At 42.2% G+C, this 13,958-nt stretch carries 16 protein-coding genes; 14 read left to right on the forward strand and 2 right to left on the reverse strand.

Translation table 11 applies throughout. The annotated features are described in order from the left end of the window. Nucleotides 1-337: 337 nt before the first annotated feature. Nucleotides 338-1,555, forward strand: coding sequence for an IS256 family transposase (locus THIAE_RS05860; protein WP_006461071.1), 1,218 nt, complete (start codon nucleotides 338-340; stop codon nucleotides 1,553-1,555). A 22-nt stretch (nucleotides 1,556-1,577) separates the two neighbouring features. On the opposite strand, the gene THIAE_RS05865 is transcribed toward THIAE_RS05860, so the two are convergent. Further along, nucleotides 1,578-1,817 (reverse strand): hypothetical protein, encoded by a 240-nt coding sequence (locus THIAE_RS05865; protein ID WP_006460481.1) that lies wholly within the window; start codon nucleotides 1,815-1,817, stop codon nucleotides 1,578-1,580. Nucleotides 1,818-2,288: 471 nt separating this feature from the next. Between THIAE_RS05865 and THIAE_RS05870 the strand changes: the two genes are divergently transcribed. The 3 genes from THIAE_RS05870 (at nucleotide 2,289) to topA (ending at nucleotide 5,499) form a co-directional block, all read left to right on the forward strand. Then, nucleotides 2,289-2,756, forward strand: a complete 468-nt coding sequence (locus THIAE_RS05870) for a hypothetical protein (RefSeq protein WP_006460482.1) — start codon at nucleotides 2,289-2,291, stop codon at nucleotides 2,754-2,756. Between the two features lie 112 nt (nucleotides 2,757-2,868). Beyond that, a complete protein-coding gene (locus THIAE_RS05875; protein ID WP_006460483.1) occupies nucleotides 2,869-3,321 on the forward strand; it encodes a single stranded DNA-binding domain-containing protein in 453 nt (150 codons plus the stop codon). 72 nt (nucleotides 3,322-3,393) lie between these two features. Beyond that, nucleotides 3,394-5,499 carry a type I DNA topoisomerase gene (topA, locus tag THIAE_RS05880; protein ID WP_006460484.1) on the forward strand — a complete coding sequence of 702 codons (2,106 nt, stop codon included), beginning with the start codon at nucleotides 3,394-3,396 and terminating at the stop codon, nucleotides 5,497-5,499. Between the two features lie 381 nt (nucleotides 5,500-5,880). Here the strand turns inward: topA and THIAE_RS05885 are convergent, their stop codons facing one another. Further along, complete coding sequence (locus THIAE_RS05885; protein WP_025299341.1) at nucleotides 5,881-6,399, reverse strand: tetratricopeptide repeat protein; 519 nt, start codon at nucleotides 6,397-6,399, stop codon at nucleotides 5,881-5,883. Between the two features lie 576 nt (nucleotides 6,400-6,975). Between THIAE_RS05885 and THIAE_RS05890 the strand changes: the two genes are divergently transcribed. From THIAE_RS05890 to THIAE_RS05935, 10 genes are all read left to right on the forward strand, one after another. Next, nucleotides 6,976-7,677 (forward strand): DUF3577 domain-containing protein, encoded by a 702-nt coding sequence (locus THIAE_RS05890; RefSeq protein ID WP_006460486.1) that lies wholly within the window; start codon nucleotides 6,976-6,978, stop codon nucleotides 7,675-7,677. 50 nt (nucleotides 7,678-7,727) lie between these two features. Continuing rightward, on the forward strand, nucleotides 7,728-7,985 hold the full coding sequence (locus THIAE_RS05895; protein ID WP_006460487.1) for a hypothetical protein: 258 nt from the start codon (nucleotides 7,728-7,730) through the stop codon (nucleotides 7,983-7,985). Nucleotides 7,986-8,055: 70 nt separating this feature from the next. Continuing rightward, nucleotides 8,056-8,544 (forward strand): hypothetical protein, encoded by a 489-nt coding sequence (locus THIAE_RS05900; RefSeq protein WP_006460488.1) that lies wholly within the window; start codon nucleotides 8,056-8,058, stop codon nucleotides 8,542-8,544. Between the two features lie 718 nt (nucleotides 8,545-9,262). Then, a complete protein-coding gene (locus tag THIAE_RS05905) occupies nucleotides 9,263-9,478 on the forward strand; it encodes a hypothetical protein (protein ID WP_006460489.1) in 216 nt (71 codons plus the stop codon). A gap of 83 nt (nucleotides 9,479-9,561) precedes the next feature. After that, entirely contained in the window at nucleotides 9,562-9,807 is a 246-nt protein-coding gene (locus THIAE_RS05910) for a hypothetical protein (RefSeq protein WP_006460490.1), read from the forward strand. Between the two features lie 167 nt (nucleotides 9,808-9,974). After that, a complete protein-coding gene (locus tag THIAE_RS05915) occupies nucleotides 9,975-10,574 on the forward strand; it encodes a hypothetical protein (protein ID WP_006460491.1) in 600 nt (199 codons plus the stop codon). A gap of 265 nt (nucleotides 10,575-10,839) precedes the next feature. Then, nucleotides 10,840-11,301 carry a RadC family protein gene (radC, locus tag THIAE_RS05920; protein ID WP_006460492.1) on the forward strand — a complete coding sequence of 154 codons (462 nt, stop codon included), beginning with the start codon at nucleotides 10,840-10,842 and terminating at the stop codon, nucleotides 11,299-11,301. A 254-nt stretch (nucleotides 11,302-11,555) separates the two neighbouring features. After that, entirely contained in the window at nucleotides 11,556-11,873 is a 318-nt protein-coding gene (locus THIAE_RS05925; protein ID WP_006460493.1) for an RNA-binding protein, read from the forward strand. Between the two features lie 87 nt (nucleotides 11,874-11,960). Continuing rightward, nucleotides 11,961-12,623 carry a hypothetical protein gene (locus tag THIAE_RS05930; RefSeq protein WP_006460494.1) on the forward strand — a complete coding sequence of 221 codons (663 nt, stop codon included), beginning with the start codon at nucleotides 11,961-11,963 and terminating at the stop codon, nucleotides 12,621-12,623. A 257-nt stretch (nucleotides 12,624-12,880) separates the two neighbouring features. Next, the gene (locus THIAE_RS05935; protein ID WP_006460495.1) at nucleotides 12,881-13,858 is read left to right on the forward strand and encodes an ArdC family protein; all 978 of its coding nucleotides are present in this window, start codon (nucleotides 12,881-12,883) and stop codon (nucleotides 13,856-13,858) included. Nucleotides 13,859-13,958 lie beyond the last annotated feature (100 nt).

Consider the following 13,958-nt stretch of genomic DNA (forward strand, 5'->3'; position numbering starts at 1 on the left):
AACGAATGATGTCAGAACACGAGAACTTTTGACTTTTTGAAGCAGAAATACTAGAGGATAGAACAGTGCGCGTTTCTGGTGCTGTTTTTAGAGCTGCTAAACGTGGGCCAAACAAGGGCAAACTCTCTGTTATGGTTGCGGATACAGTTCAAACCGCGTAAGTGAACATGCGAGATTATGTGACAAGCATTCGTGTCAATCGATGTTAAAACCCTTAAAGAAGTCGATAGGATCTTAACTGTATTTTTGGGGATCTATTAAAACCAGACCTGACGAGCCTGTAAATTAAATTGTGTAAACGCTCATAGTTTAAAATCCCCCAAAAAGGAAAAATACTATGAGCCAATTCGATCAAGAAAAACTTAAAGCCATGGCTGCTGAGCTGGCCAAAGACGTTAAAACCCAAGCCGACTTATCTCAACTTTCCGCCGCACTGCTCAAAATGACCGTAGAAGCGGCTCTCGGCGCTGAGATGGAAGCTCACCTAGGCTATGCCAAACATCAGCCATCCGAGGGTGCTAACAGTCGTAATGGCTATTCCACCAAAACCCTCAAGGGCGACCATGGTGAGGTTGATATTAGCGTACCGCGAGACCGCGAAAGCACCTTTGAGCCCGTTATGGTGAAAAAGGGTCAGACGCGCTTGACCAGCATGGATGACCAAATTCTCGCCCTCTATGCCAAAGGCATGACCACCCGTGATATCGTCGCGACCTTTCAAGAGATGTATGGCGCGGAGGTTTCGCCCACACTCATCTCAAAAGTCACCGAAGCGGTGATGGAAAAGGTCACCCTTTGGCGTTCCCGTCCGCTCGATGAGGTTTATCCGGTGCTCTATCTCGACGGCATTGTGATCAAAGTCCGTCAAGACAAGCAGATCGTCAGAAAAACCATGTACGTCGCACTCGGCATCAACCTCTCTGGTCAAAAAGAATGCTTAGGGCTATGGCTGTCAGAAACCGAATCTTCCAAGTTCTGGTTAAGCGTATTGAATGACATTCACGCCCGTGGCGTGAAAGACATTCTTATCGCCTCGGTCGACGGTTTAACCGGTTTTCCCGAAGCGATTAGTGCTGTGTACCCTAAAACCGATGTGCAACTGTGTATTGTTCACATGGTGCGCAATTCACTCAAATACGTCGGCTACAAAGAGCGCAAGGCGGTAGCCACTGACCTCAAGCAGATTTACCAATCCGTTACAGAGGAAGAGGCTCTATTGGCGCTGGAGCAGTTCGAGACGAAATGGGATGCCAAATTCCCCAGTATCAGCCGTTCCTGGCGCAATCATTGGGACAATATCGCCACGGTATTCCAATACTCGCAGGCGATTCGTAAGGTGATTTACACCACCAATGCCATTGAATCCTTGAACTCAGTGATTCGCAAGGCGATTAAAAATCGCAAACTATTCAGTCATGACAATTCGGCCTTTAAAATCATCTTTCTGGCGATTGAATCAGCCTCAAAGAAATGGACGATGCCAATTCGTGACTGGAATGCAGCAATGAACCAGTTTATGATTCTGCATGAAGAACGCTTGCAAGCATATGTTTAACCCAACGAGCGTTTACACAGAATTATTTACAGGCTCGACCTGACTTGATTAGCTGCTCCAGTATTTCTCTTTTTGTCAGCCCTTTTCTTTGGGCCAGTTCATTTAACTGTTTATAAACTCCTGCATCAATTCGTAGATCAAGTCTTTGCGTCAGATTAGATTCTAATTGCCTGCGGCGATATTCACGCTGGCGCTCGCTATTCGATTTTGCACCAAACTTTAATCTCAGCTCTTGCGTAAACGCATCTGCATCATCTTTCATGTTCTACCTTTAGGCTGGCCCAGTTTTTCGTTACCCGATTATTTTAATGGGTGGTTGGTTATTACCATGCAGTTTTAAAAACTGAAATTGGATTATTGTTTTATAGTAAATAATAATCATTTAATTTTTGTAACCCCCGGTCACAGTTATTGAATGATTATTATTTTTAATATTGGGTCAAATTAATTCGATTTCTGCTTCATGATGGGTCATCTTTCATGATGGCGTACCTCCATGATGGGTGGTGCAACGATTTGATGATGGGGGTTCCTATAAAACCCTTAAGGGAAGGGAAGGCAGCTTTGGCTCCCTTCCCTTCCAATTGATGTTGATGTGGTTGACCCGCGAGGGATGACGCGGGTGGGTTAATCACTTCGTGATTAACAAGTCGTTTTTGAATATTTTAGTTTGATCTGTTGTGGGTTGATCTGGTGTTAAAGTTTTCAAAAGTTAGTTAACTAGGATTTTGTGATGAACCATGATGAATTGAATCTTTATCGTCGTAAACTCGATTTACCTTTTAGTGGGATCCGTGATGCAAAGCTAATGCTTCAAATAATGGAATCAAAATTTGAGCGGGTATCTAATGACGTAACCGATCTTCTTGAAGCCTTTAAAGACAGTTTTCCTAAAAACAGGCCTGTGTACCTACATCGATCTTCTGATACAGCAGCGCGTGCGCTTAAGTGGCGATTAAGTAGCTCCAAGATTTACGATTTTAGCGATGCAGCAAAATCCTTTCGACTTGTAACTGGTGAAGTAATTGAATTGTTAAGCCAAGCCGGTATGAGTAACGATGAATTAACGATGATTTTGGAGTTTGATTTTAAAAAAAGTCATTTGAACTATGAGTTAAGTTACCTGTATGCCGAAATTGGTCGATTAAAAGTGTTCATTGAGGACTTTGAGGCCTGGAGAAAAACACCAAAATTGGTTTGATGAAGAAATCCCATGATTCTAAGTATTAAAAATCCAACTTTGTAATCAATGACTTAGTTGTTTTTGATGGTTTAATGCCCTTGAATTTATCAAAAACCAATAGGGAGTTTTTATGGCTAATCAAATTATGACAGTGACAGGTAATATTGGATCAACACCGACTTTCAAAAGTGCGGATTACAACTTGTGTGAGATCTTTTTGGTAACTGAAGAGTACAAGTCTGGCGAAAATGGCATAGAGACACGCCAGGGATCACAAGCTGCATATCAGGTTACGGTATGGGCACCGCGTGACCAGCCGCAAGCATTAGAGCAATTGAGAGTCCTTAAGACGGGTATGCGTATAGAAGTATCTGGTGCCTATAAAGACGGTATCTACACAAAGGAAGATACAGGCGAGCAATTGATTGGTCGTTCTATTAGCTGCTCCCCTTCTGACATCAAAATTAAGTTAAATCGTATTGAAAATATCACCATGCGAGCTAAACAAAATAATGGCCAACGTCAAAATATGGGGCAGCCCCAATTCAACCAAGACAATCATGATGATAATTACGGTTTTTAAGTTTTAATATTTTCGTCATCCTCCTCGTGCGATTTTGGCCCTTCAATGGGCCGTTTTTTTATGGAGTACGCTATGAATCTGTTTATTGTTGAATCCCCCGGTAAAATTAAATCGATCCAAAAATACCTTGGTCATGGTTGGCAAGTGATGGCCTCGGTCGGTCACATTAGAGATCTTCCGGTTAAAGAAATGGGGATTGAATTTAATACCTGGCGATTAAAGTATCAGTTAACCGATAAAGGTAAAGGCGTTTACAGTAAGCTTAAAGCCGCCGCAGCTAATGCAGATAGGATTTATCTTGCTACCGACTTAGATCGTGAAGGTGAGGCTATAGCATGGCATCTAGCGGTCATGCTTAAAATCCCTGAATCGAAAATTTATCGGGTTAAATACCCTGAGATTACTGAAACCGCGATTAAAAAAGCCTTATCGAATCCAGGCAAGATAAATATGAATCTTGTACATGCACAAGAAGCACGTCGGGCCATTGATCGACTGGTCGGTTATACGGTATCACCGGCAGTATCACGCGCTAATAATCTTAAGCTTTCAGCCGGTCGTGTGCAGTCGATTATTGTTAGATTGATTGCAGATCGCTACCAGGCTTTTGTCGATTTTAAACCGCGTGATTATTATGGTGCTCTCATTAAGCTCAATGGGTTTGAAGCTGATTGGAATACCAAGCCACATTTAGCCGCTGGCGATGATTACAATTTTAATCGCTCGCTTGCAGTTGAGGCCGCTGGTGTTACCAGTGTTCGCGTTGTGGCCACTGAACACAAAGACACAACACAAAAGCCCCCCGCTCCGTTTATCACATCCAGTATGCAACAAGCCGCTGTTAAAAAACTCAATATGAATACTGAGCAGGCGATGAAATTTGCTCAAGAACTGTATGAGGCCGCGCTGATTACTTATCACCGTACTGATAGTGTTGAGTTGTCTGATGATGCTATTCGTATGATCCGCGGGTATGCACAATCTCAAGGTCTTCCTTTACCGGCCACGCCTAACTCATTCAAAGGCAAGTCTAAAAACGCACAGGAAGCCCATGAAGCGATTAGACCCACTGATATTAACGTGACTAGCGCATCAAGTGTGAGTGAAGGAGCAGCGATGCTTTATGCGCTTATACATAAGCAAGCCTTGGTATGTCAGTTGGCTCCGGCCAAGTTGAAAAAAACCACGGTGAAACTGGTATCTGATGATGGTCGGTTTGAATATTTAGCCAAAGGATCCATTTTAGTGAGTCCGGGCTTTATGGTTATTAGTGGATCCGCTGAGGATGCAGTCTTACCGTCTATTGATGAAGGTGAAATTTATGATGTGATTGAAGGTGTTGTTCAGGATAAAAAAACCAAGGCACCGAGTCTATTTGATGAAGCCAGTTTGTTAGGTGAATTGGAACGTCTTGGGATTGGCAGGCCTGCTACTTGGGCACCGACAATTAAAAATATTAAACAGCGTGAATACATTAAAGTCGATAAGAAAAAACTGGTACCGACGGAAACCGGTATGGTGCTTCGTCGATCACTTGATGGGTTCGGGTTTATGGAATATGGTTTTACCGCTGAAATCGAAGATCAGATGGATGCTGTATCCAGTGGCCACGATTCATATCAAAATTGTGTAACCCAAGTGTTTCAATCCGTGGTTAAGGATTTATCGTCTCATTTTGGGTATGCCGGTGAGGGTGAGGATTTTTTCTTGCCACCTAAAGAACGTGACTATCAGGCTAGTGAAAAGCAAGTGGCCGTCGCTAAGAAAATGGCCGATGTTTTGGGTCTGGAGTTGGATATTGATTTAACATCCGGTAAGGCTGTTTCTGCTTTTTTAGAAGCTAATGCTACTGCCTATAAGTCATCATTCAAGCCATCTGATAAACAGCTTGAGTACGCTCAAGGTTTGGCTTTGACTTTAGGTGTGACTATTGGCCCTGATATGTTATCAAGTGCGCTTAAATTATCCGAATGGATAGATAAAAATCGTCAACTTGCTTTTGCTAAGCGTCCACCAACCGAGAAGCAATTGGCATTCGCTCAGAAATTGGCTGATGAAAACGGTGTGTCATTGCCAAGTGATGTATCTACTAGCAGTGGTACTTGCAGTGATTTCATCAACCAATATATGGGTGATAAACCTAAAAAAATAAAGCGAGTTGTGAAAAAGGCTAAATAGACAACCAGGCCTGGTTGTGGGCGGGGTGGGCCAACTTTATTCCCGCCCCTATGGGGCAGGTTTTGGTTTTATAAGCATGACTCATATTGTTCAGACTTCATAAAATTGTGACAGTTGGGTTGATCGGCGTTTGGGTTTTAGGATGGGTTGGATCAGGTTTACTTTATTGGGATATTTGCATTCTAAGGTTGGAAACTTGGTGATTTAGGGCTAGAAGCCATCTTCGCCCTAAACTTTGATTTCTACAATTAAAACTTTAAAAATTACCGCCTTGTGAAGCTCTTTCTTTGGCTTCTCTAGCTCGTTTTTGATGATCCATTTCAGACTTTTGTTCCTCGCGGTTCTTAACATGCGTATAGGTAAGAAACGTTGTTGAATATGCTACCTTCTATTTAATATAGCATAGTTATTACAGCCACCTTGATCCCCATTGTCACAGGCTTTACCAAACCACTCTTTGGCTGTAGCATCGCTCTGCCGCACGCCGCGACCATTGGCATACATCACCCCAAGATTGAATTGCGCACCGGCATCCCCTTGATTAGCAGCTTTGGTGTACCATTCAACGGCTTTTTGATCATCCTGCCGCACGCCGCGACCATTGGTATACGCCACCCCAAGATTGAATTGCGCACCGGCAACCCCTTGATTAGCAGCTTTGGTGAACCATTCAACGGCCTTTTGATCATCCTGCCGCACGCCGAGACCATTGGCATACATCATCCCAAGATTGTATTGCGCATCGGCATCCCCTTTTTCGGCTAAAGGCGTCCATTCTTTTAAAGCGGTTGCGTAATCACCTGTTTGAGCCGCAAAAAGTCCAGCATTAAAGTCCGCATGAACGGGTGATACAAACATTGCGGCACTTAATACAGCCGCGCTTAAAAACTTCATCTTCATAAAAAACTTCATATGTTGAAAAATAAATTATAAGTAAATTATACCATAGAGGAAACAATTCAACCAGCTTATGCACAAAACAGTTAGGTTTTAAATTAAAACTAATTTTAGGGATTCCAACCTCAGATTACAAATAGCCCTTTATTGATTAGGCTGTTTCAAAGCAATATTTGTCAGGTTATTTGATGTAATTGGGTACTAGCTTGCCTTCTACTTGCCCCAAATTTATAAGCATGACTGGCTATTTTTTGATGCTACAACACAATTTTTTGGCGTGCTGGCTCAGGTTTTAATCGGACTACTAAAGTTTTGGCCCAAAGTCATATTTCATGGTTGTTCTGGCGTGGAATGTTTGACAAATCGATGTTTTTTATATACATTTAAATTTGTTTTGAGTGATCTTTGATCACACAAATGCCAACATTGTTGGCACCCACGTCAGCCCCCGGTCTCATTCGCTGACACGCATTTGCGGAGACCATGTTTAATTCAAATTTTTACCCATAAGGGATATATCACTCCCTTGTGGGTCGTGGTGTATCCCTTTTTTATTTTTAATATCTTAGGAGATATATCATGACTACTGTTAATCAAAATGCTGTTCAAAACTCTAATGACTACTTTAACTTGCATACAAAAGGTTTGTGTTACGTTAATCGTTTTAGAGCAGTTTCAACTCGTAAAGATACCTTCTACTCGGTAACACTTGGTTTTTTGCGAGGCCATGTTGATGAGGTTGAAACAACTTATATCGATTGCGTTATTCGCAACGATGATGTCTTAGAGATTTTGACTCAATATCAAGACGCTATTAATGGCGACTCTAAAGTTATGGCTGTAGCCATTGTCGGTGACATTTTCGCTCAAACTTACAAAAAGCGTGATGGTTCACTTGCAGCCGGTATTAAAGGCCGACTAATTGGGTTAAACCAATTAAAGGTCGATGGTGATGTTGTTTTTAAGCGTGAAAATGCTGATCAAGACAACGATATTCCAGTTGATCAGGTTCGCCATCAAGCGCCTGTTCAACAACCTGTTGCACAAGCTCCTAGAGCGCGAACAGTGGCTCCAGTCACACAACCAGCGCCAGTTGCTCAGGTTCGGCAGCAGGCTCCGGCTCAACAACCTGTTGTTGCACCGGCAAACTTTGAAGGCGAGTTTTTGGATGTTGTGAAGTTGGATAAAAATGATCCAAACTTTATGGCAAAAAAAGATGAACTGAAAGCTAATGGATACCGTTGGAATCGTGAATTAGCTTCATGGGTTTTAGCGGCTTAATCACAAAAAAGGAACTTCGGTTCCTTTTTTTATATGAATGGAGGTTGTTTATGGACTATCGTGAATTACTTGTAAAAGAGTTAAACAGTATAGCTAAGCATTATGTTGAGCACTGGTTTGAACAACAAGGTGAGCGCATATATGGTGAGGTACTGATCTTTGAAGGTCGAGTCACTGGCTGGACTATTGATGAACCGCCCTTCCCTTATGAGTGGCGACCCGGTACTTATGCTGTATCTAAGGATCAGATACTTTTGGCAGTTGGTGGTAATGATGCCGATGGCGCTGAAGATTGGATCACGGTTTGATTTTCTTTTTTTCCCATCAGGGGTGTTACCCCTGGTGGGTTGGCACCCCTTTTTTATTTTGAGGTGTGTTATGAATAAAAAAACCTATTTACCCGTATGGGAGCCAATTGATTTACTTCAAGGTGGTCATAAAGAGGCTTATTTTGAAGCAAAATTAAACGATGATGGCTCGCACTCTTACCGGTTGTTAGAATGTGATATGGACACGCTGGTTGAAGTTAATGGTGAACTTGTGCGTGGTTTAAAACCGACTAAAAAATGGCTCACCGAGTCAGAGTTTAATCGCCGCTGGATTACCAATCACTTGTGCAAACGTAATTTAGCGGTCGTGGAGTTGGCAGGCCCCTTAATTGGCAAGCTTGTCGATTTATATGATCGACGCATTGGTGGGCAGTGGCGAAGCACGTATAACACCTGTAAACACAACACCATGATGCTTTTTATTAATCAATATGGTTTAGATGAACACCGTGCCAAACTGCTTGCAATCACTATTTGTCGCGGAGAATGTTCATTTGAGAACATTGTTTTTGAGTATAGCCTAGAAAAAAAAGGATAGTACATTTCACAAGTGGCGGCCAATCGGTCGCCCCTTTTTATTTTTGGGTCAGAACATTATTGATTTGTGTTTTTTGTGTAAAATACAAAGTAATAGCGTTTTTAACCGGTTTTGTTGCTCGTTGAGCGCAAAAGGCCAGCATTGCTGGCACCCTTGAAGCGTCACGACACCTGCAAGCTTCAGCCCTTTTTTTGGGTGGTGTCACTTCTGAGAAAGATACATTGGAACTGCACTTTCTCTTCACATCCAGTTGGATATTGCTAGGAGAGCTTGCTCTCCACCCCTATTTAGCGTTTATGCAGGCTGTGTGTTGCATAGAGGCCTTATTTAAGCTGACTTGCTTAAATAAGGCCTTTGGCCTCTACACAGATATGCAGTCTATCTGTTGCCTGGCTGCCCCTTAGTGCATAAGCGCCTCGACATAATTTTCTCAATGATAGCGATGATTTAGGGATGATGATTCGCAAAAAATGCTTTTAAATGATTTTCTTCGTGACCCTTTTACCAGGGTCACGCGGTAAGTTATTTAGGTTTTGTGGCTCAACTGAGCACAAAAGGCTTGCATTGCAAGCACCCATCACCGGCCCTCGACTGCGTTAGCCGGTAACGATCCCATAGGTCGTGCAGTCATGATTACAATTCATTTAATTAACCCTTCTAGGGATGCACTTTCCCTATGGGGCGGTGTATCCCTTTTTTATTAATTTGGAGATATGCCATGTCAAGTTTTGAATTAGTTTTTAAATCAGCTACCCAACCGGTTTCAATGGAGCAATATGGTCTTAAAGATCTATGGCTTCATCCGATTAAAATCGATTACGGTTATTGGGGTGATGGTGAACAGCACTTCGAGGTTGAAGATGAGTGCGGCAATGTGCTCATGTCCGGTAACGCCTCTACAATCGAAGACTACTTGTCTTCGATGTGTAATTAATCAAATTAACAAGCCCATGGGGATACATCATCCCCATGGGATCCGTGTATCCCCTTTTTTGTTTTAAAATCGGAGATACACAAATGGATAAATTGTCTTTTAAAGCGGATATTTTAAAATCTGGTCAAGCAGAACGGTGTGATGGTGTTGTTGTTGAGATAAATAACATCCTACCCTACGTCTCAATTGTCTCAAGAATGAATGAGGAGCACTCCTATTTCTTCCAAGGGGATGAAGCAATAGAGCTTTTAAGCGAGATGGAAAAAAAAGCCGATATGTTTGATGTTAGTGTAGAAGATGCACTTCTTCACTATTACCAGGGTTGGTAATAACCTTTCAATTTTGCAGTGGTTTAGAGTCTGCCGCTGAGGATGAATCCTTAGTAGGTTTTTAAATTCACCTGCAAGGTCAGTCATTCAAACCTTACCCACGGGGATACATTATCCCTATGGGTCGGTGTATCCCCTTTTTTATTTTTAAAATTTGGAGATATGCCATGAAAACTGATAATTTCATACTCAACGAAATTGCTTTTAATTCTAACAAGCCCCATCTTTTGCATAGACATGCAGTGGGTTTAATTGCAGACCAAAAATTCACCGGAATCGTACATTTTTGGTCTGAGACATTTGCAGGAAATCCTTTCATGGATACTGTTTACATGATTGATGGTGTGACTTTAAATAACTTGGATTTTATAGATGGTGATGATGAGCGTCAAAGACTTGTCAATCACGCACTTCATGGCCTGATTGGTCAAGATGTGGCTGCTATTCAATCTGATTTAAAGCTTGGAGAAATATTTGAATATGTTTGGGATGATGACGGTGACGACATGGGTACTTATGCTGTTCGCCGTCAATTTTCTCATGACGAAATAATCAATAACCTTCATAGAAAAATCACTAAGCCGGTTAATAAAATCGGTGAGATTTACACTGGTGGTTGCGTGAAAATAGTTGTTGATGGCTCTGATTTTATTGAATCCGTCGAAGATCCAATGGATGCAGAGTTTTTTACAGTCTATGTCAGAAATATAGATGGATTTTCAAGTTCACTCTACGATTTCGAGCGCGGCGAGCAACCTTGTTGTTAAACGAGTAAAACCACAACCCATACTTATGTATGGGTCTTTACATTAAGCGATTTGGTATTACAATCATTTGATGTAAGGATCCACGTTGTGGAACTTAGGCTTGCATTGCAAGCACCCATCACCGGCCCTCGACTGCGTTAGCCGGTAACGATCCCTCGGATCGTGCAGTCATGCTTACAATTCAATTTTTTACCCCATGGGGATACATCATCCCTGTGGGGTTCGGTGTATCCCCTTTTTTATTTTTCAAATCAGGAGATATGCCATGTTTAAATTATCTAGCCAGCAAAAAGCCATCTTAAAAGAAGCTGAGGCAATCTATGCGCTTATGGCATCAAATGCTAGTGATGAAGTGTTTAACTCGCCGGAGTTATCCGCTGAGTTATTTAAAACTAGGTTAGTGGGAGAAGAAAGAGAGCATTTTGAAGTTCTTTTTTTGAATCAACAGCACATCATGATTGATGTTCAAAGACTGTTTTCAGGAACTATAAATCAAGCAAGCGTTCACCCACGGGAGATCGCTAAAAAGGCCTTGGAGTTAAATGCGGCTGCAATTGTGATAGCGCATAACCACCCATCAGGCAAAGCTAATCCATCAAAAAGTGACATTAACATGACGCGGATTGTCAAAGATGCGATGGAGCTTATTGAAGTAAAACTGCTCGATCACATTATTGTCGGCCATCATGGGCTATGGCACTCAATGGCCCAAGCAGGCGAAATATGACCACAACCCACACTTCGGTGTGGGTCTTTACATTAAGCGATTTGGTATTAAAATCATTTGATGTAAGGATCCACGTTGTGGAACTTAGGCTTGCATTGCAAGCACCCTTTACTGGCCCTCGACTGCGTTAGCCGGTAACGATCCCTTGGATCGTGCAGTCATGCTTACAATTCTATTTTTAACCCCATGGGGATACATCATCCCTGTGGGGTTCGGTGTATCCCCTTTTTTTGTTTAAAATCAGGAGAGACACCATGCTAGTTACCATTAACCAAGTAGAAAACTTTGTTTCAAAAGCCATCGCAAATCAAATTTGTGCTGATGATCTGGGTATAAGGCTTCAATGGAGATTTCAAAAGCATCTATTTGTAGCCAAATTTTATAAGTCAGAACCCATCATGCACGTTGGATTGATTAATGGCACTGTAGAGCTTGAATCAATTGAACTGCCTTATGATCCTAAAACCAACATGCAGCGCTTGGTTCAGGAGCTTAAACTTCGCAAGGTTAGTGAAGTATTGCTTCATCAAGCTAGGCAGGTTGGTCTAGTGGATGGCGTTAAATTTCAATAGCTAATTAATTTTACCCTGTGGGGATACAACATCCCTGTGGGGTTCGGTGTATCCCCTTTTTTCTTTCAAAAATTAGGAGATACACCAATGAATATCACAATCAATAACGAGCAAAAACTGTTTGTAATCAAAAACGACTATGGCGTAACCTGTCAAGGTTTTACGAATGTTTATGAAGACCTGATTCAAGTCAAAAAAAAGCTTGGTCTCAATGCTCCATTGGATTCAGAGATTGGAACCATTGAGCAGTATTCTGAATACCAAGCAACAATGAAGGTGCTGCGAGAGAAGGGTGGACTGAAAACCACTTTCTATAAATACAGAACACCAAAGAAAGTGCAGAGTATTCTTGAGGGCTATCGCAAGTCTGAAGAAAAAATACGCATTTTTTATGGTGACTATGAATCCGGTCGAGATTGGCTGGAGGAATATGACACGGTGGGGCGTGTAAGTCGCTCTGGTGGCTTGTTAAAAGTGCCTATTCTTGTAGCTGATGATGAATGCGGCGGCCCCGCCCTGCTGGATCATTGCATTGTTAAGTTGCAAGACGTGACAACCGGTAAGGTTTTGTGGCAACACAAAAACTACCAGCAGCCAAAATTCCACATTCAGGAAGTAAGTGAGTTTGCACACGGACTAACTCACGAAGTTCTTGTAAATGAGAAAGTCCATGCCCGTTTTAGCTCACTAGCAAAAGCAGCGCATTGGGTGGCGTTTATGTCTGGCGAAACATCTTGCTGTCCTAACTAACCCACAACCCACACTTCGGTGTGGGTCTTTACATTAAGCGATTTAGTATTAAAATCATTTGATGTAAGGATCCACGTTGTGGAACTTAGGCTTGCATTGCAAGCACCCATTACCGGCCCTCGACTGCGTTAGCCGGTAACGATCCCCTGGATCGTGCAGTCATGCTTACAATTCTATTTTTAACCCCATGGGGATACATCATCCCTGTGGGGTTCGCTGTATCCCCTTTTTTTGTTTTTCAAATTAGGAGATACATCATGTCTATGGATAAAGTTTTTCAAAAAGTTACTGATCAAATTGTTGCTGCGCTTGAAGCGGGTGTTGATGGCTCTTTTGAGTTGCCATGGGTTCGCATGAAATCCGTGGCAATCAATGCTAAAACCGGTCGTCGTTTAGTGGGTATTTCTCAACTTCTTTGCTCTATGAGCATGGTTGAGCATGGCTTTGAAACCAATAAATGGTTAACCATGAAACAAGCGAATGAACTTGGCGGCAAGATCGATAAAGGGTCAAAGTCAACGCTAGTGTTCTGGCTTCGACCTTTTCTTGAGGTTTTGGTTGATGGCAAAAAGAAATTGATTTCGCCTGAAGGCAATCAGCTTCATGAAGCTATGGAAGCCGGTGAACCAATTATTTGGTCATATCGCTTTGCGCCCTATTTTAATGTGGAGCAAATTAGTGATCTACCCGATGAAATGTATGAGCCAGTGAATCAAACATTGGCACATGGTCTAGGGGATGGATTTGAGCCTATCCAAGAGGCTGAAGAGTTTGTAAGGATGTTGCAGTCTTCTACAGATCCTCTCAAACTGATACATAAAGGAGTTTCGGCGCATTATGCGCCGGGGCTGGATCAGGTAGTCATGCCTCAGCGTGAAAAGTTTAAGTCTGAATTAGGCTACTACTCAACAATTTTTCACGAAATCGGGCATTGGACGGGGCATCAGTCTCGTAATGCCCGTGAGGGAATTGTGAACTTTGATCGTTTTGGCTCTTCTAAATACGCTTTTGAAGAATTGGTGGCTGAATTATCAGCATCATTCAAGATGGCTGAAATGGGCTTGGAGCGTGAAGTGCGCGAAGATCACATTCATTACATCGCTGACTGGATCAAGGTTTTAAAAAATGATCCCAAAGCAATATTTAAAGCAGCACAGGATGCAGCGCGAGCGGTGCGTTATGTCAACAAACTGGTCGATGAACATCAACCGGCTTTGTTTGAATCTGTTGCTTAATCTTAAACCGGCTTTTTAGCCGGTTTTTTTATGGTGCGCCGGGCAAAAATCTAAAAAAATATTTTGATTTTTTAGATTTGATGTCTATCTTTTAAATAAT

Source organism: Thiomicrospira aerophila AL3 (genome assembly GCF_000227665.2).
In the GTDB taxonomy this organism is placed as follows: Bacteria; Pseudomonadota; Gammaproteobacteria; order Thiomicrospirales; family Thiomicrospiraceae; genus Thiomicrospira; species Thiomicrospira aerophila.